At 34.4% G+C, this 22484-nt stretch carries 22 protein-coding genes and 1 pseudogene; 5 read left to right on the top strand and 18 right to left on the bottom strand.

Going from position 1 to position 22484, the window contains the following annotated elements; all coding sequences use genetic code 11:
- Positions 1-14: 14 nt before the first annotated feature.
- From ACVR1I_RS03510 to ACVR1I_RS03490, 5 genes are all read right to left on the bottom strand, one after another.
- Positions 15-914, bottom strand: a complete 900-nt coding sequence (locus ACVR1I_RS03510) for a hypothetical protein (RefSeq protein WP_447442659.1) — start codon at positions 912-914, stop codon at positions 15-17.
- A gap of 34 nt (positions 915-948) precedes the next feature.
- Entirely contained in the window at positions 949-1704 is a 756-nt protein-coding gene (gene pezT, locus ACVR1I_RS03505; RefSeq protein ID WP_447442658.1) for a type II toxin-antitoxin system toxin PezT, read from the bottom strand.
- Positions 1704-2180 (bottom strand): type II toxin-antitoxin system antitoxin PezA, encoded by a 477-nt coding sequence (gene pezA, locus ACVR1I_RS03500; RefSeq protein ID WP_447442657.1) that lies wholly within the window; start codon positions 2178-2180, stop codon positions 1704-1706. The genes pezT and pezA overlap by 1 nt, the downstream gene beginning before the upstream one ends.
- Before the next feature lie 95 nt (positions 2181-2275).
- Positions 2276-2413 carry a hypothetical protein gene (locus ACVR1I_RS03495; protein WP_447442656.1) on the bottom strand — a complete coding sequence of 46 codons (138 nt, stop codon included), beginning with the start codon at positions 2411-2413 and terminating at the stop codon, positions 2276-2278.
- 192 nt (positions 2414-2605) lie between these two features.
- Positions 2606-2983 (bottom strand): hypothetical protein, encoded by a 378-nt coding sequence (locus tag ACVR1I_RS03490; RefSeq protein ID WP_447442655.1) that lies wholly within the window; start codon positions 2981-2983, stop codon positions 2606-2608.
- A 575-nt stretch (positions 2984-3558) separates the two neighbouring features.
- Here ACVR1I_RS03490 and ACVR1I_RS03485 point away from each other — a divergent pair.
- The 3 genes from ACVR1I_RS03485 (at position 3559) to ACVR1I_RS03475 (ending at position 5826) form a co-directional block, all read left to right on the top strand.
- The gene (locus ACVR1I_RS03485; protein WP_447442654.1) at positions 3559-4524 is read left to right on the top strand and encodes a phage integrase N-terminal SAM-like domain-containing protein; all 966 of its coding nucleotides are present in this window, start codon (positions 3559-3561) and stop codon (positions 4522-4524) included.
- A 68-nt stretch (positions 4525-4592) separates the two neighbouring features.
- Positions 4593-5198, top strand: coding sequence for a hypothetical protein (locus ACVR1I_RS03480; RefSeq protein WP_447442653.1), 606 nt, complete (start codon positions 4593-4595; stop codon positions 5196-5198).
- Between the two features lie 262 nt (positions 5199-5460).
- Entirely contained in the window at positions 5461-5826 is a 366-nt protein-coding gene (locus ACVR1I_RS03475; RefSeq protein ID WP_447442652.1) for a S24 family peptidase, read from the top strand.
- 282 nt (positions 5827-6108) lie between these two features.
- On the opposite strand, the gene ACVR1I_RS03470 is transcribed toward ACVR1I_RS03475, so the two are convergent.
- Positions 6109-6399, bottom strand: a complete 291-nt coding sequence (locus tag ACVR1I_RS03470; protein WP_447442651.1) for a hypothetical protein — start codon at positions 6397-6399, stop codon at positions 6109-6111.
- A gap of 227 nt (positions 6400-6626) precedes the next feature.
- On the opposite strand from ACVR1I_RS03470, the pseudogene ACVR1I_RS03465 reads away from it, so the two are divergent.
- Positions 6627-7732: pseudogene (locus tag ACVR1I_RS03465) on the top strand (IS3 family transposase).
- Positions 7733-7913: 181 nt separating this feature from the next.
- Here ACVR1I_RS03465 and ACVR1I_RS03460 read toward each other — a convergent pair.
- The 7 genes from ACVR1I_RS03460 to ACVR1I_RS03430 form a co-directional block, all read right to left on the bottom strand.
- The gene (locus tag ACVR1I_RS03460; RefSeq protein ID WP_447442650.1) at positions 7914-8705 is read right to left on the bottom strand and encodes a SagB/ThcOx family dehydrogenase; all 792 of its coding nucleotides are present in this window, start codon (positions 8703-8705) and stop codon (positions 7914-7916) included.
- Positions 8698-9552, bottom strand: coding sequence for a hypothetical protein (locus tag ACVR1I_RS03455; RefSeq protein WP_447442649.1), 855 nt, complete (start codon positions 9550-9552; stop codon positions 8698-8700). Before ACVR1I_RS03455 ends, ACVR1I_RS03460 begins: the two co-directional genes overlap by 8 nt.
- 28 nt (positions 9553-9580) lie before the next feature.
- The gene (locus ACVR1I_RS03450) at positions 9581-10585 is read right to left on the bottom strand and encodes a YcaO-like family protein (protein ID WP_447442648.1); all 1005 of its coding nucleotides are present in this window, start codon (positions 10583-10585) and stop codon (positions 9581-9583) included.
- 42 nt (positions 10586-10627) lie between these two features.
- The gene (locus ACVR1I_RS03445) at positions 10628-11599 is read right to left on the bottom strand and encodes a YcaO-like family protein (RefSeq protein WP_447442647.1); all 972 of its coding nucleotides are present in this window, start codon (positions 11597-11599) and stop codon (positions 10628-10630) included.
- Positions 11600-11618: 19 nt separating this feature from the next.
- Positions 11619-12218, bottom strand: a complete 600-nt coding sequence (locus ACVR1I_RS03440; protein WP_447442646.1) for a hypothetical protein — start codon at positions 12216-12218, stop codon at positions 11619-11621.
- Positions 12219-12221: 3 nt separating this feature from the next.
- Positions 12222-13070: an McbB family protein gene (locus tag ACVR1I_RS03435; protein WP_447442645.1), complete on the bottom strand. Its 849-nt coding sequence runs from the start codon at positions 13068-13070 to the stop codon at positions 12222-12224.
- Between the two features lie 78 nt (positions 13071-13148).
- The gene (locus ACVR1I_RS03430) at positions 13149-14735 is read right to left on the bottom strand and encodes an ATP-binding cassette domain-containing protein (RefSeq protein ID WP_447442644.1); all 1587 of its coding nucleotides are present in this window, start codon (positions 14733-14735) and stop codon (positions 13149-13151) included.
- A gap of 982 nt (positions 14736-15717) precedes the next feature.
- On the opposite strand from ACVR1I_RS03430, the gene ACVR1I_RS03425 reads away from it, so the two are divergent.
- Entirely contained in the window at positions 15718-16626 is a 909-nt protein-coding gene (locus ACVR1I_RS03425) for a hypothetical protein (protein WP_447442643.1), read from the top strand.
- A gap of 143 nt (positions 16627-16769) precedes the next feature.
- Here ACVR1I_RS03425 and rlmD read toward each other — a convergent pair whose 3' ends face one another.
- The 5 genes from rlmD to aroA all read right to left on the bottom strand — a co-directional run bounded on the left by rlmD (position 16770) and on the right by aroA (position 22466).
- Positions 16770-18401, bottom strand: coding sequence for a 23S rRNA (uracil(1939)-C(5))-methyltransferase RlmD (rlmD, locus tag ACVR1I_RS03420; protein WP_447442642.1), 1632 nt, complete (start codon positions 18399-18401; stop codon positions 16770-16772).
- Between the two features lie 92 nt (positions 18402-18493).
- Entirely contained in the window at positions 18494-19867 is a 1374-nt protein-coding gene (locus tag ACVR1I_RS03415; RefSeq protein ID WP_447442641.1) for an LCP family protein, read from the bottom strand.
- Between the two features lie 13 nt (positions 19868-19880).
- Complete coding sequence (pheA, locus tag ACVR1I_RS03410; RefSeq protein ID WP_447442640.1) at positions 19881-20708, bottom strand: prephenate dehydratase; 828 nt, start codon at positions 20706-20708, stop codon at positions 19881-19883.
- Positions 20699-21190 carry a shikimate kinase gene (locus tag ACVR1I_RS03405; RefSeq protein WP_447442639.1) on the bottom strand — a complete coding sequence of 164 codons (492 nt, stop codon included), beginning with the start codon at positions 21188-21190 and terminating at the stop codon, positions 20699-20701. Before ACVR1I_RS03405 ends, pheA begins: the two co-directional genes overlap by 10 nt.
- Complete coding sequence (aroA, locus tag ACVR1I_RS03400) at positions 21183-22466, bottom strand: 3-phosphoshikimate 1-carboxyvinyltransferase (RefSeq protein WP_447442638.1); 1284 nt, start codon at positions 22464-22466, stop codon at positions 21183-21185. Before aroA ends, ACVR1I_RS03405 begins: the two co-directional genes overlap by 8 nt.
- Positions 22467-22484: the final 18 nt, after the last annotated feature.

Below are 22484 nucleotides of genomic sequence, written 5' to 3'. Positions count from 1 at the left end.
AATTACTCCTTCTACTAATAAAGTCTACCATTTTTTATTGCTCTGAGCGGTTGATAATCCTGAATTAATTGACTTCTACTTCTTACTTGTCTATTTTGTCTATATCTATCAATATAAAATCCCCCACCACTTGTATTATTTGATTTATAATCAAAAGCTCCTATTTCCCATGCACACCATTCCCTAATTTGCCTACTACCTCCTTGCAGTCCCAATTCGCTATTTAAAGTTCTTAGGAACAATAATTGAATTGAATTATCAATTGCCATAATTAAATTATTTTTTATTTTTTTAGTCAACAATCCTTGTGACTGGTGCATCCAGTCTATATATAAGTAGATCCCCTTATCGTAAAAATATAAAAACAATCCCAAAGTATATATCCTATCAGCATAGGCATGGGAAAGGAAGACTTGGTTGTTCCTATTTACTTGAGTTATAGGATATTCACTATTTAGAAATTCAATAAGATTATCTGTATATACAATTTGTGCATTTTGAAATTCTGTAATAGCATCTAGTACTTTTAAAATACATCTCCGTATATTTGAAGTAAGTTTTTTTGAGTTTTGATTATATTTTACCCATTTCTTCTCATCGTATATCAATTTGGACAGTACTTCTAGTAATTTTTCTCTATGAGTAAATTCAGACTGACTTTTCAAATTATAATAGTTTTCTAGATTATCATTTACGAATCCTCCCAGTAAATACTGTAGCTCACTTAACAAATCTTCTGGCAATCTGTCATTACTATCCAATGAAAATAAGATATCTTCTACTCCGTCAATCAAATTACTTGAAAAATCTAATTCCTCAATTTCACTATGGTAATTCAATCTATTAAAAAATTTTGTCACATAATTGTCAATAATTTTTCCTCTAGATAGCTCTATACTTAATTCATCATTCATATCTCATTTAAACCCTTTCAACTCATAATCCAAGTTACCGAAATTCTCTCAACCGTTCCTGCCCTGACTTCAACATCTCCTTCTCCACCTTACTCCATTTTCCAAAAAGGCAGTCTTGAAGAATTTCTGCTGCTGAACCTGTATCTACTGCTGAATCATACACGCAAGTCCTATCTCTTTGATAAATTTGAATCTGATCAAAAATTTGACTCTGCTCGAGTTCTCTCAGATTAGCCACCAAATGCTCTACAATACCATCATGGTGTTCTTTAGGGGTCGCTCTAGCTTGACTTGGATCAATGGCGTAAAGCTCTTCATAGCGTATCAAAGTGCTAAGATAAGATAATTCAGGCTTAGTTGCTATCAATGCTAGTGAGACTTGATAATCTCTCACCTTCAATAGCTGAGCTGTTTTTCTTGGAACTTCAGTCGTTCTCAAAGTTCCTTCAATCAAAAGATGATAGCCCTTTCTACTCAACCCATCCACAAGTTTCTCAACCATCTGTCCTGCAAAAATCTTAGTATAATCGACACTGTCTTTACCATATTTCTCTTGCAAGGCAAGATAGTTTGGATGTAAAGAGCGATAACTATCCCCATCAATAATGATGATATTGCCGTGAAATTCCTTTTGCTTAATCCGATGAATCGTCGTCTTACCAGCTCCGCTTTGCCCCCCAAGTAAGATAGCTTGAGGCTGAGAGGAAGCTACTTTACCACGAGTCAGAGAACGAATGGTACGTCGTAGAGCTAAGTCAAAATCCTCCTGGCTAAACTCTTCTAATTTCATCAAGCCACCACCTGATGTCTTGCAAGATCCAACATCCGCTCAATGCCATCTAAATAGCCATTGTACCGTTCCAATTCTTCAAACGTATCAACTAGATAAATCTTAGTATTGATTAAATCTGATAAGTCATCACTCATTAAAATCCAAGGATTGGACTCGTCATCAAAGGCAATACCTTGTCCATCTTGATAGTGATAAAGTCGAGATAAAATAGCAGAGCCACGCTCTTTAATCACTTCAACTTTCAGGGTCAACTGATAGTCTTCTACTGGTGTCAACATCTTTTCTTCTCCTACAATTTCCACATAAGAAACATTAAAGGCTTGACAAATACGGTCAAGTAATTCTGTCGAAATAGAACTTGTTCCATTCTCATAGCGACTTAAGCTGTTTCTTGAAATACCAATAATATCCGCAAATTCCGGTTGGGTCAAATTGTGGATTTTTCGCAATGTTTTTAGATTTTTTCCAATCATATAAATCTCCTCTTACTTTTCTTCATTATATCATAAATAAGAGAAATGCACCATTTTTGGTGCGTTTCTGTAGTTTCTAATCCAGAAAAAATGATTCAACTCTCTTCCAATACAGAATTATTATCTTTAGCCATTTGCTCAATTACCTTGTTTCCATATTTTTCTAGCATTTCTTCCAAAAATCTTGCTAATTCATCTATATCTCTTATTTCAACATTTGCATTTAACATCATTACTTCATCCTTCTTCCAAAAAAAATTTTGAATGGATCATCGAAAAAGACACAAAAAAAGAGACATCAACATATCGTTAATGTCTCTTGCTTTATTCAATTGATCTATTCAGAATTTATTATGCCGTTTTTGGAAAAATAAAAAATTTAGGTGTCATCATTTAATTTTAATAAGATTATCTATTCCATGATTTTAAAGATGCATCAAGGTATGATGCCAATTGCCTAACATATAACTTTTCAAAATATTTTTCATCGCTAATTTATATCTCTTGATGTCACTCTCGAAGTCGTCAAATTCAAATAAAAAATGAATAGGATCTAGTCCATCACAAAACAAGCCTACTGTAATATATCCATCTTCAGTACCATCATCTGTTGGATTGTAGATACGTATCAAAATATCCGATCCATCATTCAACAGATTATATTCATAATACTCTTCTGTGGTATATCTTTCTGTTACAAAATCTACACCGTAGAAATTAGGGTGGGTTTCTAGATCAGCAATAGTTTGAACCAGAAAATGCAACAATGCAGTTGAACAATCTATCATATCAATGTTCTCCATTCTAATATTATTTATTCACAAATCATTATGCCAGAAAATGATTTTTAAAAAAACACGGTTCATATTTTTTAAAATGAAGTAAGATAGTTTGATTTTTTAATTCATTTTTTAAGGCATAATAAGTATATAAAGATTGAAAAAATAGAGGAGGTTGACTGTCAAGGTATTGATTTAAATCAAACACTGGAATCGGTGAAAAATTGATTTAGATGCAATATCCGATTCTATCTAATTTTGCCATTGAAAAAAGATAGAAATAAAAAAGAAAAGAACGAAATGGTTATTCTACGGAATGAAATGAAGTAAAGAATAACCATTTTGTAGAAAAAAGTAAAAGAAAAAAGTGTTTAACAAAGAATTATGATTTCAAATTGTGTTAGTGAATAACACGATTAATAGAAACAATGGCACAACGATAAACTTTCGAAAGGAAAACGGTGACTACTGAATTTTTTTCAAAAACGTTAATGCTTCAACGCGTTTATCGCGAGCATACTCAGCTCATTTATAAAAAAGAGTGGGAAGCATTTTAACAGTAACTAAAACTCTAAATAGCAAAGAAAGGACAATAGAAAATGCCAAGAAAAAAGAATTCTTTAAAATATGAATTATTTTTACTATCCACAAAAGATGTTAAAAACAACCGAACCCGGACAACATACAAACGGGCTATTACCCGATTCGTAAAATGGGCAAAAAACAATAATATAAAACGACCAGAAGATATTACCGAGGAAGTTCTTCAACTGTATCACGATAATTTAAAAAATGATGCGAAACAATATACAGCAGCAACCATCCACACATACCTTGCACCAATCTGCAAAGCAACAGTTATAAATATGAATAAAATAAGAAAAGACAAGCGAACATCCGATAAAATTATCCGTGGACGCCAAAAAGAATCAAATTATCAAGGAAAGCGGCAGGAAACTGACTCTCGCTTCTCTCGCGTAGTTAATTTTCAAAGGGTTGTGGGTATTCGTAGAAGCGAATTACGTAACTTAACCGGCAAAGATCTCATTCAAGATGAAGCAGGAAATTTTTATGTTGTTGTGAAACGAGGTAAAGGAGGTAAACGGCAGGAACAATTAATCCTACCAAAAGATATATCTACAGTTTTAGATACCTTTAAAAATATCGATAGTAATGAACCGGTTTTTTCAGATAACGAAATGAACAATTTGATCAATTTTCATGGAATGCGTGCGCAGCACGCAAGAGATTGTTATTTTTATTATCTTGAACAGATCAAACTTAATCCAGTATATGCAAAAAAATTACAACGAAAATTGATTATGTTATGGGAAGAAGGACATAAGAATTTACAACAGGAATCGTATACAAAATACAAGAGAAGACGAGAGGCTTTTATCTACGACCTGCGAAAAGATCCTTACAAATTGCGTGGTGCAAATTTCAAAAAAGCTGTTCAAACTGGCATGCCTACTGTATACAACCGATTGGCACTTATGGCCGTATCTGTTTGTAATTTGTCTCATTGGCGTTTATCCGTTGCCGTGACAAATTATATTTTGTAGTAGATTTTTTGAATCAAAAATTAAGGCATAATGATATATGTAGAAATTGAAAAATTGGAGGTATACATATGAAGAAACAAAATATTCTACAAAATACAAATCACAATACAATCTTCGCATGTGGAAAAATTATTGATGTTAATAATCATTCTATTACGCCCTGGTTTATTCTTTTCATCAGAAATGGAGGAGAGCGAAGGCATACTTATCTAAAATTTAGGTACGATCCTAAAACTCTAATGCCTAAACGCAATACTACTGTTTCTATAGAAGGACATATAGAAAATTATGACGTCTCAGATACAACAAAATTTCAACATTTTGTTGCCGATCGAATCCGTTTAGAGAATCCAGAACTAGTAAAGTATTTCGATATACCAGAACAAAGCGGCTTTGCTTATCAAAAACCGTTTGCAAAAGTTTTTTTCTATGGTGCTATAACGAACAAATTATATGACCATAAATCAAAATGGATTGAAATAGGAATTAGAGATTTTAACGGAACTGAAATCAAAGCTCAATATAGTCGAAAAATGCGCGTAGATGAAGTAAATGCACAAGTTGGAGATTATGTCTATCTATATGCATTACCTATCTCAACAAAAAAACATGTAAAAAATAGAACTGTAAATTTTGAAAATTTGATTGTAGAAGACATTGTAATCGATACTTAAAAAAGAAAAATAGGAATTTTCAAAAATGAAGATTCCTATTTTTTAGTCCAGGAATAGATGTTACTGAAAAAGTGACAGCTACTCCCCCATTAGATATTTGATAACATCAACAAAACTCAAAGAACAACGAAAAGAAATAACTCTCCCAACTCTTATATATTAACATCCAAGACTTGTACGAGGAGCAACCCACCTGACCCTCTACAAACAGCTTAACAAGACAAATAAAAAGAAGGTCGATGAGCTAACTCACAACCTTCTCATGGAACAAAAGATTGTCCCCCTATTTTCAGTTCATGTCCTTGACAATATTGCTCTATCAGCTGGACACGGCAATGGTATCTGGGATGAATACGAAACCAAAGAAGTCTTCACAAACAAGGAATATCTCTACGATGTAGCTACATGGATTGAAGGTCAATCAATGGAGCCTATCTATCAAGATGGTGAAGTCGCCTTAATCCGTGAAGGTGGTTTTGACTATGATGGGGCAGTTTACGCCATTGCCTGGAACAACCAAGTTTATATCAAGAAAGTTTATCTTGAAAAAACGGCTATCTCCTCGTTTCCATCAATGATTCTTATCCAGATAAGTTTGCGCCAGCTGAGGATAATCCAAGAATTGTAGGGAAAATAGTTGGAAATTTTATACCTATGACACATTTAAAAGGAAGGAAAGCTAGAAATCTTAGCAGCCATCAGCTAAGCCAGAAATTTTCTTGTTTTTCTCTGCACGAAAAGACTATTTTGATCTGTAACAGTAAAAAGCACTCCTTAAAAGCAATTCAATACCGTTTTTAAGGAGCGCTTTATTTTTTAGCTACATTTTCATTCAATAATTCATATGATTTATTTTACAGTTTGTAGAAAATAAAGACTTTTAGAATTTTAACCAGCAAGGTAAAATTACTTACAGCACAATATCTTCTTCTGAAATAATAGTTAGTTCTGCAGCCCCTCCTCCTATACATAAGCTTATGCAAGCTGAAACACAGGCTGAAACACAGGCCGATGCACATTTTGATGAACATTGTGATGCACATTTACTTCCACAATTGCTGGCACATTTACTAGAACATTGACTTCCACACGCGGAAACACAAGCAGATGAAGGTGTTATAGAAGATTTGCTGAGCGAATTAGAAGACAATCCATAGGTGCCGGTAGAGTGTCCATAAGTAGTTATAGGTTTTTTAGCCATATTGGGACTCCTTTTTATATTAAAAACACATGTAATTTAAATAAATAAAAATCAATCATAAGAAAAGTTGAAGAAAAGTAGTACTAAAAACATTTTAACTGGGCTCTAAAATTTGTTTTGATATTCACCCACAGACTCTATCGTATAGCAAAATATAAATTGAATCGGTTACACTAAACTAGACAGTCTTATAAAGTGTTTTACACTAAAGAAAACAGGAGAATTCTATGTCTAGAAAAATACACCGTCATTTTACAGATGACTTTAAACAACAAATCGTTGACCTTCACACTGCAGGATGAAACGAAGTGCGCTGATCAAAGAATATGATTTAACCCCCTCGACCTTTGACAAGTGGGTGAGACAAGCTAAAACAACTGGATCCTTCAAATCGGTTGATAATCTTACAGATGAACAGCGGGAGCTGATAGCCCTTAGAAAGCCGAAACAAAGAACTTGAAATGCAGTTAGACATCCTAAAGCAAGCAGCAGTGATTATGGCACAAAAAGGGAAATAATCACTGCTAACAAGAATAAGTACAACATTTCAGCTATGTGTCGTTAGTTGAATCTCCCGCGTTCTAGCTATTACTACAAATCCACGGAGGCAGTATCTGAAGCTGACCTTGAAGAAAAGGTGAAGCAGATTTTTCTTGAAAGCAAATCACGATACGGGGCTCGAAAGATCAAGCAATGTCTGGCCTCAGACGGGATCATTCTATCTCGTCGTCGCATTCGTCGGATAATGAAGCGATTAAATCTCGTATCTGTTTACCAGCAGTCTAGCTTCAAGCCTCATTCTAAAGGGAAAAACGAAGTCCCTATTCCAAATCGCTTAGCCAGACAGTTCCACCAAGAAAAACCACTGGAAGCAATTGTGACAGATTTGACCTATGTCCGTGTTGGTCAGCGCTGGGCTTATGTTTGCCTGATAATGGACCTCTATAATCGTGAAATCATTGGTCTGTCAGTCGGATGGCAGAAGACTGCAGAACTCGTAAAGCAAGCGATTCAGAGCATTCCTTATGCTTTAACCAAGGTCCATCTTTTTCATTCTGACCGTTGCAAGGAGTTTGATAATCAGCTGATTGATGAGGTATTGGAAGCCTTTGGCATCACCCGTTCCCTCAGTCAAGCTGGCTGTCCTTATGACAATGCGGTAGCTGAGGGCACCTACCGTTCCTTCAAACTGGAGTTTATTCAACAAGAAACCTTTCAGTCACTTGAAGAACTAACCCTTAAAACCAAGGACTATGTCCACTGGTGGAATGATCATCGCATACACGGTAGTCTCAATTACCAAACACCCATCGCTAAGCGAGTGACCGCTTAACAAAAAACACTTTATAAAAATTGTACAGAAAAGTGTTGCCTTTTCAAAATAATTAACAGCTAAAAAGAAGAAATTGAACTATTTTAACTAACTTTTGATTAGCAGTAAAAGTTCTCTCTTAATAATAAGAGAAAAATGTTCTATAATGAAAGTATTAAACCATGTCAACCTAGTCTATTATTTATAGTAACTTACCAAAGTACATTTCGTAGACATAGACTTTCTCTGAAAATTTTTCATCTATATAATAAGTCAGATAATCAATGAACTCCCCATCTAAAAATCCTCCAGAGCAAACCGACCCAATTGAATATGCAGTGCTCACTAAGGATAAATTCTGCGAAATGTGCCCTGCTTCTAAAGTAAGGAAACGATAACCTCTATCTCCATATTTATATGCAATAAAATCAGGATCTCCTATAAAATGAACGGAGAATGCTGATTGCTGTATTAAAGATTGAGAGCTCGTAAGAAATCTTTCTGTTTTCTGATAATTCTTAGATAGAAGTCGTACAGTACTATTTTTATGATTATATACATAGAGTCCAGGTTCTAAATCCTTTACATTTTTTACATTAACTAAAAGATTAATTGGGTACGTTCCACCTGCTGATGGAACTGAATATTTGTCAAAATTAGAAGGACCGTACGAATAGTAGAGAATTGAGGAAAAAATTTCAAAGTCTACCTCTAAATTAACATTAAAATCTCTATCACTTTTCCTTTCCAAAATACATTCAATGAGATTCTTTTCAATTCTTGAGGGTTTTAGTATTATATCTCCTTCTCTATAGTATTCATTAGAAGGTAATTTATTCTTAATTCCTGTCATAAATTGAATGTCATCGAATGCTCTAGCAATCAAGTTTTCAAAAAGGTGACTATCCTTCAACGATAAGGAGGTTGAATTATGGAACTTTAAAAATAAGCATTGCTCCCCATCATTAATACAACTTTCTCTAAATTTATTCATGGTAACAACCTCTCTTATATCTCTTATACTCCAATACAGAAGAATTATTATTATATATTATTTGACCCTCTCTTATTTGAGTATTTGATGCTAAATTAAATTTCTCAGATATTAAATTATAAAGTTCTTTATTAAGAAATGAAGTCATTATTTGATCACAAGACAATAGAAATCTATAATTTAAATATGTGTACCTCTTTCTTTCTATATCTAAAATATTCGAAACGAAATTGATATCATTTTCATTTTCTATACGAGGGCCAATCGAAAAATAATTATTGTTCAATACAACTGGTATTATGATACCTTTAGATGAAATTTGAATACAATCAAAAAAACCAATTGAATCAGGTATAATATAAATAATTGCATCATAGTCTTCAATAATGTCACTAATTTTATTTTTTTCTTCAAATTGTATAGAAGCAGATATAAAATTTATATGATTATTATATACATTAAACGATTCAATAATCAATCTACCTATTTCTAAGTCAAAAGGATTAAATAACAATAGTCTAATATCTTGATTAACTTCACTATAGGTATCCTCAAAAGCTCTTATTAAAAACTCTTTTTGAATCAGAACATTAATAACTAACTCAATATTCTTAACATTCTTTTCATACCAAGTCGAATATGCTTCCTCTATAACCTCTTGATTATATATATAAGAGACATACTCATCTAATGTCATCGGAACTATCAACCTTCTCCAATATTTTATAAAATACTTAGAAATATTATTACCCGATAATTTCACTCTAGTTCCTTTTATTATGTATATCAGATTTACTTCTGAGTATGACTCAATAAAAACCTCCCTATTTAACTGAAACGATTCCATACAAACTCCTTTACATTATATAATATTTCTAAGGAAACGGAATAAAATTTATACTTCTATCTAATTTTACTCCCGATAAAATCTCAACTCTATTATAAATACTATCTGTAAATTGCGATACAGATAAGGATGGAAACCAATTCTCATCAAATATTTTGATGTTTTTTGAGTAAGACGATATTGAATAATTATAATTTTTATTGAACAAAGATAATGCTTTAGGATGCATCTTATATTTTTTATTTAATTCTTCCAAAATAATTTCAAATCCAATCGTTTCTGTTGGTTTAAACACTATTTCTTCTCCTAATTTTAAAAAATTGTAAGCTTGTAAAATCCTGTCTGGAGAAATCATGTGAAAAACATGCAAATAATCTTGATAAGTATCAATAGAGTTTTCCAACGATCCGTGTTTAACAGTGGGTAAACGTAACTCTCTTATTAATTTTTCCAATGCTTCAGTGGCATCATAACTAGACCCTAGAGCAATATCTAAATAATTATTTTTATATCCAACTGCAAAATACACCTTGTAACTATCTATAATTGAAATTTCATAAAAATCAAGATGATGAAACCTAGACGGTATTTTCTCTAGGAAAGCCTTGTTCTTTTTTATCACTCGTCTCGGACTCTTTGATAAGTATGTCAAAATGAAAGACTGACGCTCAATAAATTCATCAAAGGCATTCAAAAAACAATCCTTAGTATTCGTATGTGAGGCCATTCCACAAGAATCATTAAAGAACTTTTCTAAATTACTATCATTTTCTAATGTCACTATTTTCTTTTCATATAAATCAAAACAATCTATAAAAGAGGATGACCTAGGAGAAGTATACATGAACATAGAATGTCGCTCAAATGCTTCTCCTATCGCTCCTAAAAAGCTTTTGCTTTTTTCTTTATGCAACGATGTCGCAAATGTATGATTATAGTCAGAACTAAGCATCACCATAGGACTGGGACTAAACGAACTAAGAAACTTATTATCTTTTATAGTATAGAATGTGCAGCCTAAATTATTAATCATAAAGCATCTCCTGGAGAAATTATAAAAATACGATAAGAAGAACTAAAGTATAGCACAATCGACTTCTAAGCTAGAAAAATCAATATTATTTTTTTTGACAATGTATGTATCACTACAGAAAGTTAAATTTTCATTATTAGGAATACACTTAATTAATGAACTTGAAGATACAGTAACAACCTTTCCGCGATTAGAGGAATCGAAAAGACTTATATATAAATCATCGATCCAATCAGCTATCATCAGACCATGTATCAATGTTCCTTTTAAGTTTTGATTTACCGTTTCACTTACACTGGTATAGTTTCTGATAAAATTGTAAACGTCTAATTTCGTTTTAATATCAGTACACTTCAATACATCCATAACTCTTAAAGTCTTCCCTTCGCATATAGCTCCTTCTATAGCATCAGATAATTTCTTATCACAGCAAATTCCAGTTGTTACAAGTTCCTTATTATTAAAGGAAATATATATTACTGTTGGCCAATTCGATAAGTTATTCGATATAAATAGAAAATTTTCAAATTCTGCTAAACCATATTTAAGTAGTATGTCCTGTATTAAACAATTATTTTCTATCAATTTCCCTTTTCTACAATACCAGAAAAGTAATAATTCATTTTTCTCTATTAATTCTGAAATGGCCTTGTTTATAATTTCATAACTATCATTACCCGCTGCACTACCCGTAGTATCAACGCAATTAAATTTACCGTTTTCTCCATAAGAAAAATCAGACGCTAGCATATACTCTGATGAATCATTTAGTAAATCATAAGTTAGTATGCTCTTTTTTGATTTATAATGAACACCAATTATATTTCTTTCTAAAAACTCACTAAATAATTTACATAAACTTATATTCAGACTATTATCGGTAGCTGAACTCACTGCAGGAATCTCTAAATTCCCAAATCTTATTGGAGCTATACTACCAACCACAGTTTTAGACTTATTTATAAAACGTAGGTTTGTATATATACATTTATCATTTAAGTGTAAAAAATACATTTTCACTCCTCAATAGTTGCTATAAATTAATCCCTAATACTTCAAAGGTAAGAACTGTACCAGCATTTAATCCAGCAATTTTCGTAATCTTATTATAACCAAATGGTATTGAGAAAATATTTGATAATTCACATTTTTCCTTGATAATCTGTCTAATTTCTCCTGTTTGAATTAACGCATCTCTATAAGATTTTTTTCCTAGAGAAGCGAGTAAGTCAACATCTGAACACACTAGAATAATCAAGTCATAATTCCAGAGCATAGCCATATTATCACTTTTATGAATCCCCGTATTTAAAATATTGGGATAAAAACAGTAGTAACTTCCAGACTTTGTAAATCCAATTTCTTTCGGTACAATAATTTGTAAGAATGTTAATCTTTCAATTTGATAGATTTTATTATGGATTTCTTCTAAAATATTAACTATTTTTGGAGGTAAACAACCCTCACCTCTATCATAAATTTCTAAAGTTGATTTAGAACTTTCCTCCACACTTAAAATATTGAACTCTTCAAATGATTTTAGGATTAGATTTCTTTCATTTTGATCTATAGGTACTACATTACCACATTGTGATTGATACACTTTTCTAAAATAAGAATCTATAGTTTCCACTTTTTACCTCTCCAAACAGTCACATAATTCCCAATGAATTGCTATATCATATTCAACTTCACCATTCAAGTAACATTTTTTTATCCGAGCTGAAGATTCGTTCAAGTTTTTATTTTCAATTACCTCACATAATTCATTAATAACTGGAAGCAACACCCTTTTACTAAGAGGAATTTGACCTTTGAAAAATACCTTTTTATTATAAATCAAATCTATAATTGTTTGAAAATTAGGGTGACCATTGACTTTATTCTTTGCTCTAAGACTTGATTCCAAATTAGAAAAAAAGCATTTGGGACACGGATTATTCCAATCATTTTTATATATATTTGTTATATATAATGCTGTATCGTATCCAAAGCAAAATACACAATAAATATTTGTTTCAATAATGTATGACACTAACTTTAAAAAATATATGTAGTCAAAGGGATTTAAAATAAAAATATTTAAGGCCTCAGCTAATTCAAATTGACTAATCTCTTTAACTAATTCATCTTGTTCTAAAAAAATAATACTTTTTTCAAAGCTACAATCATCAATATTAAATCTTAAACTTTCAAAAATAACCTTATCATTAGTAAAAATATTAATATACTTATAAGGTTTCTTTATCTCATTTTCTTCTATCAGTTTTGACTCCAACATGAACTGAACAGATTGCTCCCACTCCTCACCAAAAAAATTTTTGAGGTAATGTTCTTCAAGATCTAATCTATTTTCATCATCTAAAACCTTAAAAAAACTAATCATTTTAGGATTCTTTAAAACCGTGAATCCATCCATATTTTGAACAGCAAGACTATCATCTATGTCAAACAGAATAAACTGTTTAATTCTATAGGTCTTCATTTTTAAAACAACTCCTTTTTAATATTGATTAATTTTTGCTTAATGGATTTCAAAAAGTAGCAAACAATAATAAACACTTTATAAAATATGCATCTCCTTCGAATCAACTAATATATCATCGTGTGTAATACAGATTACAATTCTCCCTCTATCACTAATTTTCTTTAGCATTTGTTGCACCTTGATTTTAAAAATTGGGTGTAAACTTGCAAGAGGTTCATCTAGTAGAAAAACATCTGCTGATTTTACTACACATACAAAGAGAGAAAGAAGTTGCCTCTCTCCGCCAGATAAATCATCACATTTATTATTTAATTTTTTGCTTAGATTAAACTCTTCCGAGAAAAATACTTCTTGAAACACATTATCATTAGCAATTTTTTCAAAATTTGATATATCATGATCTACCAAATACTCCTCAACAGTTTTACTATTATAGGAGTTATGCTGAAGCATAATCGAAAGAAATTCTTTTCGCAATTGTTTATTATTTAAATCTTTTATATTATCTCTATTAAAAATTATTTTTCCTAAATAATTTTCTTCAGAAAACACACCCACCAATGATAAAAATAAAGTTGATTTCCCAATGCCATTTTTACCAGTAATAGTATATAAGCCTCCTGCTTCAAATTTAAAGTTTATGGGTTCAGAGTACAGAGGTTTTTCATTGTAGTAAAAGTTAAAATCAGTAACTTCTATCGTAGCAATTTTACTAAGCAATTTCCCATTATCTTTGTCAAATTTGATTCTCTCAATCTCAGAAATTCTTTTAAGCGATACTCTATACTTGGGAATCTGCAAAAAAAGTTGCATAAGATTATCTATAGATGTCAGTACAGAATTCATATATTGACTAGTATATAAAAAGACACCTATAGTTAAATTTTCTTTCAGCACAACATAACCTATTATTATGAATATGATAATTTTCAATATCGAACTTATGAACAATTTTATACCATAGATACGATAATTGATTCGAAAACTGTTGTAAATATTCTGAATAAGACCGTCTTCTTTGCTAGAAATCCTCTTTATTTCATTACTAATTATCTGTTTTGATTTTATTTCTAAGTATCTTTGAAAAATATTTTCCCTATGTGCGTACAACGAATTAGCAGATTCAGAAATATCATATTCAACATCCGTAAGGACTTTATGAAACTTAGTATAGATAACAACGTAGATTGGGATAGAAAAAAAAGTAATTCCAAAAATAATAAGACTTGTCTTCAACAGAATAAGAGATACAATTATAAGTGAAATAATATTCATAATAATACCACTTACTATCTCAAAATAGAACCCCCAAATTTGAGAAATGTCTTCTAGTAACCTATTATGAAGGTAATTGGGATTGTAATGTAAAACCTGCTTTGTATTTTTTGTGAAAAGTTGATTTACCTCACCATTAATAGTAGATAAAATTAGTTTTTCTTTAACAATAAATTTATACTTATCAATAAAATAGCTTGTTATAAATTGAATTATTATTAAACCTATAATTATTAAAATATAATTGTAGAATATAATCTCATTCTTATTATAAACTAAATTATCAATCACCCTACTCTCTAGAAACGGTAGTAATATCCCCATAATTGCGAGTATGATATTTGCGAAATAAAATGGTAAAACTTTTTTGATTTTAGATAACTCCATAATATCTCTCCCACTATCTACTTATACAATAAGCATACCATAAACCGGAGTAATAAACTACGGAAAAAGAACAAAGATCACGCCATACGTATGAAGAAAATACATGTACCCATTTTCTTATCACATGCATTTTTTCATAGTTTTTATATTTAGTCATAAGTAATTCCTCAAATTCAAATTAATTATAGCATAAATTTTTGCTAAAAAACTGTATAAAATATGAAAATATGTTCTCTGAAAACTGTATTTTCTTCATGCGTTTGTCGTGAACAAAGATTTATTCTTTTCAATTTCCTTATCCGATTCATTATTTTTCGTAACATCCCTATTTTCATAACTATTAGCCTAAAAAACAACCTCACTTTGAACTGTCATGTTTTCTCCAATACTTTTTACCGTTACAAAAGTTTGTATCAATTTCTATACTCTTATTTCTGTCGACCATAGCGGTGATTTAAGGTGGGGACATCTATTCCCTCATACTCCTTACCCCATGTCCCCACCTTGTGTCTACGGAAATAGATACCTTATAAATCCACCAGCACATCAACTACCTCAACTGAGGTAGTTACTCTGATACTACCCCACCCAAACGTAAAAAGCCTTGTCTCCAAGGCTTTTAATAATGCTTTCGTTCAAAGGTTTCTAGGCTTTCACCAGCAGACCAACTACCTCGACGTGATGTGTTTGCGAGAAAATGATTATCATTACTTAAAGCAAGTTTAACTAATAATCTGAGAGTTCGAATATAACTTCATTAGATTCTTATATATATTTCACTGAGATTACATTTCTAACCTTATTCTGCTTTTCGACTAGTTAACTGAATTTAATAAATTATACTCTGGAATAAGCTCGTCATACATCAGATTTTTTGTTTTGATAAAACTGGCATAATAACAGATAAAAGAAGAAAAATATGACATCAGCAATCGCTGATGTCTTTTGCATTCTCTTGAACACAAGATAAATGAGGTAAAATATGACAACTTCAGAAAACCATAGAATATTTGCAGATGGTTCACACATTATTGTTAAGAGGAAACACAAAGAGAACGAAAAGAAATTAATACCGTACGACCCAAAAAGAAATACTCGATACAAAAAGCGGTCACGGGCAAGAGAAAGATTACTATCTTTTAAATCAACTCACTTTGTCACTCTAACAGTCCAGGAAAATTCAGAGCTAAGACTAAATCCAAAAAAACTCTTCAAAATTGGTAAGAATTTTTTATCATCAACAGGTGTAACCTTTACATTAATATTAGAACGTTATAATGATGGTGGTTATCATCTACATGCGCTGACTGATGGTAAGATTAATTTAACAGATTGGTGTGAACTCGTTAATGCAGATATTAATAACTGCTATTGTGAAAAAATTTATACGAATCGTTTATCTTGTGCATATTATCTGTTAAAAAAAATCCATCTTCTTCCAGCAAATATCCATCATTGCTACACTAATGCGACAAATTACAAATCTGAATTTACAATTGTTAAAAATAAAGAAACTATCTTTCAAAATCAACAAGCTGCTTTAAATGCTGATAAAATGAAAGATAAAGAGACTGTTATATTAGATGGAAGCATTATTGAACTAGATTCAGATGATTTAAATGTAAAAGATTCACTGGCTACGGTAAATTTAACAATTATTAACGAAGAGACTAGTGAGGTTCAGTTTAGAAATTATTCTTTTGATGAAATTCGAAGTAAACGAAATAATAAAACAAGTAAATACGCTTTAAGAACACAACAAATTCAAGCAAAAAATGAGAAATGTCACTTTAGTACAATAGCGATAAAATATACTCTTGTTTCTAAGTACACTAATGAGTGTTTTTTAAGGAAAAAATTAGCTAGAGCGCCGCCAAAAATAAAAAATTGAATAACAATTTCTTATCAAAATTCGATAAGTTTTTTCAGCATGCAGAAAATTTCAAGCGACATTCAAACCCTTAAAATGAAATAGGTTAGACTAGAAAATGAACCATAACAAATAAAATCATTATTGTAATTCTTGACAGATGGCTATATCATCCCAAACCACTCTAATGCCTCTTTAATGGCTTCTTCTTTTTCGGGTGGACAATTTGGAACCTTTGGATTATCTCTTTTAGATTTATTAAAATTTTCATGTTCAATTAAACCCAATTTATTTTTTACTTGTGCAATGTACAAGCTCGAAACTTTTAAACCATGTTTTTTTAAAACAAATTCTTTAATCTCAGGATATGTTGCACCTTTTCTAACACTTACTTCATTAAGATCTTCTTCGTCCAATTCAACCTGAATATGATGATCAACATCAAGTTTGGACAATAAACCTACCACCTCCACGTGATGCGTCTGCGGAAAAAGATCCACGGGCTGGACCTTTTGAAGTTTATAGCCGAGTTCTTCATAGAGCTTGATGTCACGCGCCATGGTCGCTGGGTTACAGGAGATGTAGGTGATTTTCTCAGGCGCGACTTCAACTGAGCTTCGGATAAAGCTTTCTGTCAGACCCTTGCGCGGAGGGTCAACGACGATGACGGTCGGTTTGATGCCTTCTTTGACCCACTTGGCCATGGCATTTTCAGCTGTATCGCAGACGTAAGTTGCATTGGTGATACCATTGCGTTCTGCATTTGCTCGGCTATCCGCAACCGCGCTTTCCACCACTTCTACGCCATAAACATGCTTGACTTGTTTGGCCAACGATAGGCCAATCGTCCCGATACCAGAATAAGCATCAACCACCACATCATCTGCTGTCAATTCAGAAAAATCAATGGCAGTTTGGTAGAGTTTCTCCGCCATTTCGGTATTGACTTGGTAAAAGGACTGGGCAGAGATAGCATAGCTATTGCCCAACATTTGGTCGGTAATGGTCTCTTTTCCATAAAGGGTTCGGAATTCTTGACCCAAAATCGCATTGGTATTTTGATCGTTGATATTTTGGATAATAGAAACAACTGCTGGGAAGGCCGCAACAATCTGCTCAATCACTTGCTCAATCCGAAAGACTTTCGGTCTTGTAGTAACGAGAACCAGCATCAATTCGCCTGTGTAATGCCCACGGCGGACAACCAAGTGACGAACGAGCCCAGTTTGTTGTACTTCATCATAGGGTTTGATGTCGTATCGACGTAAAAGATCACGAACAAAGATCAAGAGGCGGTCAATTTCCTTGTCTTGGATATAAAAATCTTCAATGGGCAAAACATCGTGCGAATGTTTTCGGAAAAAACCAATATCCAATTGGCCATTGACCCGTCGGACTGGAACTTGAGCCTTGTTGCGATAGGCATATGGTTCTGCCATCCCGATTGTTTCAGCTACTTCTACATTTGAAATACCCGCAATCTTGTACAGATTATCCTTGACTTGCTTGGCTTTAAATCGCAATTGTTCTGGATAGCTGAGGTGGCCAAAATCGGCAATTCCTGTCCGCAAATAGGCCAGATCCACATCCTGATTGCGATGAGGCGAGGTCACCAGTCTTTCTTCTACCTTGCCAAAACCAATTGATTTTTTTAGTTTTAAGACCCGCATGAGGATGCGTTCGCCAGGTAGGGCATTTTCCACAAAGAATACGAGGCCATCCTGTTTGGCTACTCCTGCTCCTTCGTGGGTTAAGTCGACAATATCGACCTCAATCATATCATTTTTTTTCAACATGTTTTCTCTCTTTTTCTAATCTGCTCTGCTTTTTCAAAAGAAAAAGGCCAGAACTAGTGTTCTAACCTTTATTATAGCATACTTTCAAGGACTTATCGGAAACCTAATGCTGATAGTTTTTCCTTATATTTTTCAAAGTCAATTTTTAGCCCAGATCCGCCATAGACATCAAATTCGTCGATCCAGTCCCCCATTTCAGGAACTGTGGTCTGCTCGACACCATTGCCACTATTAAAAGCGATTGGCACTCCATTTGTCAACATAAAGCTATATGGAATGCTGGTAGAAGTCAAGGCAAAGACTTTTCCTAGGGCTTCTGAACCTGTGAAAAGTTTGGTTGGGTCTTTGACTTGGGTCATAATGGCCGACATGACTTGTTGCTGGCGTCTGGTCCGTCCAAAATCTCCCTCATCGTCCTTGCGGAAACGGGCATAATTGAGCAGGGTTCGTCCATCCATTTTTTGCGGACCAACTTGAATGGTTTGATTAGGGACTACACCATTTTCCATCCGCAAATCATCTGGTACGTCCACTGCCTCTACCACTTGTCCATCAATGGTCGAGAACTGGGCATCGATGTCAACGCCTTCTGGAAAGAGGGTGTCAATTGCCGTTGCAAAAGTTGAAAAATCAACTAAAGCATAGTGGGAAATGTTGATGTCAAAATTTTCTTTTAACACCTGACGGACATTTTCAGCTCCTTTTTGTTGGCCATTTTGTTCTCCAAAGGTATAGGCAGTATTGAGCTTATAGTCATTTCCTTCAATCGAAATCAAGGTATCCCGCATAAAGCTGACCATCTTGATTTTTTTGTCCTTGTTGTTGACATTAACGACCATGATGGAATCCGTACGAGTCAAATCAGAGGTATCACCGATACGGCCATCTGTTCCCAAAATCAGAATATTTACCCCATCTTGGGTCTTTTCTCCATGAAAGACCTCTCGATTACTGGAAGGGTCAGTATCCACACTGTTTAAACCTTTAAAGAACATGAAGACCATACCAGCCAAGACACATAAGAATAGAAATAAGATAAATTTCAAGAAACGTTTGAAACCACCTTTTCGGCGAACTTTTTTAGTCCGTTCTTTTTTCTTTTTTGGGTAACGAGGTAGTGGCTCTTCATCGTCTTCCACAAAAAGAGGCTGACGGGGTTGGTGATGGCGTTCTTTACGGCGTTTTCGTTCTCTCGGATAAGCCGGTAAAATTTCATCTTCTTCAGCTTCAGAATCGTACTCTGAATACACCTCTTCAGGTGTGTCCTCGTATCGTGATTCGTAACGTCTTCTAGCTGGACGAGAGGATGATGAAGCTTGCGATTGATTTGGTAATTCGCCTTCTGCTTTTAGTCCCAAATAGACCAGTTCACGCTTTTCTCTATCATTTAAATAATGAATATTTTTATGCAAATAATCATAGCGTAGTTGCTCATGATGTGTCAGATTCGTATATCTTCTTGTCATAACATGTCCTTTTTTACTTGGTCTTGTAAACCAAATAGTCCCCTAGAATTTTATAAGAAATTCCTAGACTTGTCAATTCTTTTAAGGCATACTGGACTTTTTCCGTATCTGTATAGTCTGCATCAATGATAAAAAAGTATTCGCCAAGGGCTGTTTTTAAGGGCCTGCTCTCAATCTTGGTCAAATCAATCCCCCGCCAAGCAAACACGGACATGGCCTTATACAAGGCTCCTGGGAGATTGTCTGGCAAGGTAAGGGCAAGCGACAGTTTAGCAGCCTGGTCCTCCAATGGCAAAGGCAACTGCTCACTCCCTAGAATCCAAAAACGAGTGTAGTTTTCCTCTATTTCTTGGATATCTTGGCCAATCACTTCCAAGCCATACTCAATCGCTGCAGCATGCGGAGCAATGGCTGCGTAAGGCTGTTCTGGGTGTTCTGCGACAAAGCGAGCTGCATAGGCCGTGCTGGCCGTCAATTCAATCGCCACATGTGGGTAATGTTCCTGCAGGTATTTTTTCCCTTGGGCAATTGCCTGAGGATGGGAAAAGATTTTTTGGATGCTTACATGCGAACCCGCTACCATCAACTGCTGGGCAATGGGATGAATGATTTCCGCGACCGCATGAATTTGAGCCTGATGAAAAAGGTAATCAATGGTCTCATGGACTGATCCCTCAATCGAATTTTCAATCGGAATCACCGCATACTCAGCTTCACCCTGTTCGTAGGCCTTCATCACCTCAGTTATGGTTGGAAAAGGGAGGAGATTTTCTCTTGGAAAGGCCTGCTGGGCTACATGGTGGGTAAAAGAGCCCTTCGGCCCTAAATAGGCTACATGCATTTGATCAACCTTGCTATTTCTTCTGGTGTGCGATTGTCGGTATTGATGATCAAATCTGACAATCCTTCATAGAGCATCATCCGTCGCTCATAAATCCCATGGAAATCTTCCTTGGAATTGTTCAAGAAGAGCGGACGTTGAAAGACCTTGTCATTTTCAATGCGGTTATACAAGACATCAAAAGACGCTGCCAAGAGAACATTGTATTTGCGGTTTTTGCGTAATAACTCCCGATTTTTTTCGGAAATTACGACACCTCCGCCAGTTGAGATAACTGGATCCCCCTCCATCGCCAATAGTTCTTCTAGGGTCTCTGATTCAATTTTGCGAAAGGCAGGCTCTCCATGTTTGGCAAAAAACTCTGTAATCGACATGCCAATCTTCTCTTCAATCATCGTGTCCATGTCATAAAAGTCACCATCTAAGTGACCGGCTACCGTTGTTTTTCCGGCACCCATAAAACCAAGTAAAATTTTAGGCATTTTGTACTCCTTTCAAATCATCAAAGAAACTTGGGTAGCTGGTATTAATCGCCTCAGCTCGCTCCAGCTTCACTTCTCCTTCTTGCACCAGTAAGGCTGCAATAGCAGCCATCATACCAATCCGATGATCCCCCTGTGTATTGATGGTTGCTCCATATAGAGGTGTCTTCCCCTTGATGATCATGCCATCTTCAGTTGGCGTGATACTGGCTCCCATACTATTTAAAGCGTCCGCGACAACCTGGATGCGGTCTGTCTCTTTGACCTTTAACTCCTCAGCATCGCGGATAATGGTTGTACCTTCAGCCTGGGTTGCTAACAGTGCAATGATAGGAAGTTCATCAATCAAGCGTGGAATGATGCCACCACCAATCTCTGTCCCTTTTAAGGAAGATGTCTCAACAGTGATTGTTGCTGATTTGGCCAGCTCATCCTTGTCTTCTACTTCGAGATGGCCTCCCATGGCTTCAATGACTTCTAAAATACCAGTTCGAGTTTCATTGATTCCCACTTGTTCCAAACGAATCCTTGAATTGGGAACAACCAAACCAGCAACTAACCAAAAGGCTGCACTGGAAATGTCTCCAGGAACCGTCAGCTCTTGTCCTGTAAAGGACTGACCCCCTGAGACCCGGATTTCCTTGCCATTGACCTGTATGTCACCACCAAATTGAAGGATCATGTCTTCCGTGTGGTTGCGGGTTGGCTCTTTTTCAACAATGACCGACTCTCCCTTTGCTTGTAAGGCTGCAAAAATCAAAGCTGATTTGACTTGGGCTGACGCCATGGGCAATTGGTACTGAATAGGTTTCAAATCTTTCTTACCTTTTAAACGAAGGGGAGGCAAGACCCGCTCAGTTTGACCCTGAATGGAGACTCCCATCTCTGATAAAGGAATCGAAATCCGGTCCATAGGGCGTTTGGAGAGACTATCGTCTCCAACCATTTCAACTTCGAAATCTTGACCAGCTAAGATTCCAGCAATCAAACGAATAGAAGTCCCAGAATTGCCCATATCCAAAGCCTTTTTGGGAGCGGATAAGCCCTCAAACCCAACTCCTTCAATGGTCACTAAATCACCATCATCTTCAATTTGGACCCCCAAATCTCGAAAGACCTGCATGGTGGAGAGGACATCTTCTCCTCTTAAAATGTTGTGCACCCTTGTCTTTCCTTTGGCAATACTTCCAAATAAAATCGAACGATGACTAATGGACTTATCTCCTGGAACTCGAATGGTTCCTTGTAATCCTTTTGAATTTGTCTCTAACAGCATCTGACACCTCTTTTCATA

It is taken from the genome of Streptococcus cameli (genome assembly GCF_053207365.1).
The sequence above is the reverse complement of the archived record's forward strand: the minus strand, read 5'-3'. Positions and strand labels throughout refer to the sequence as shown.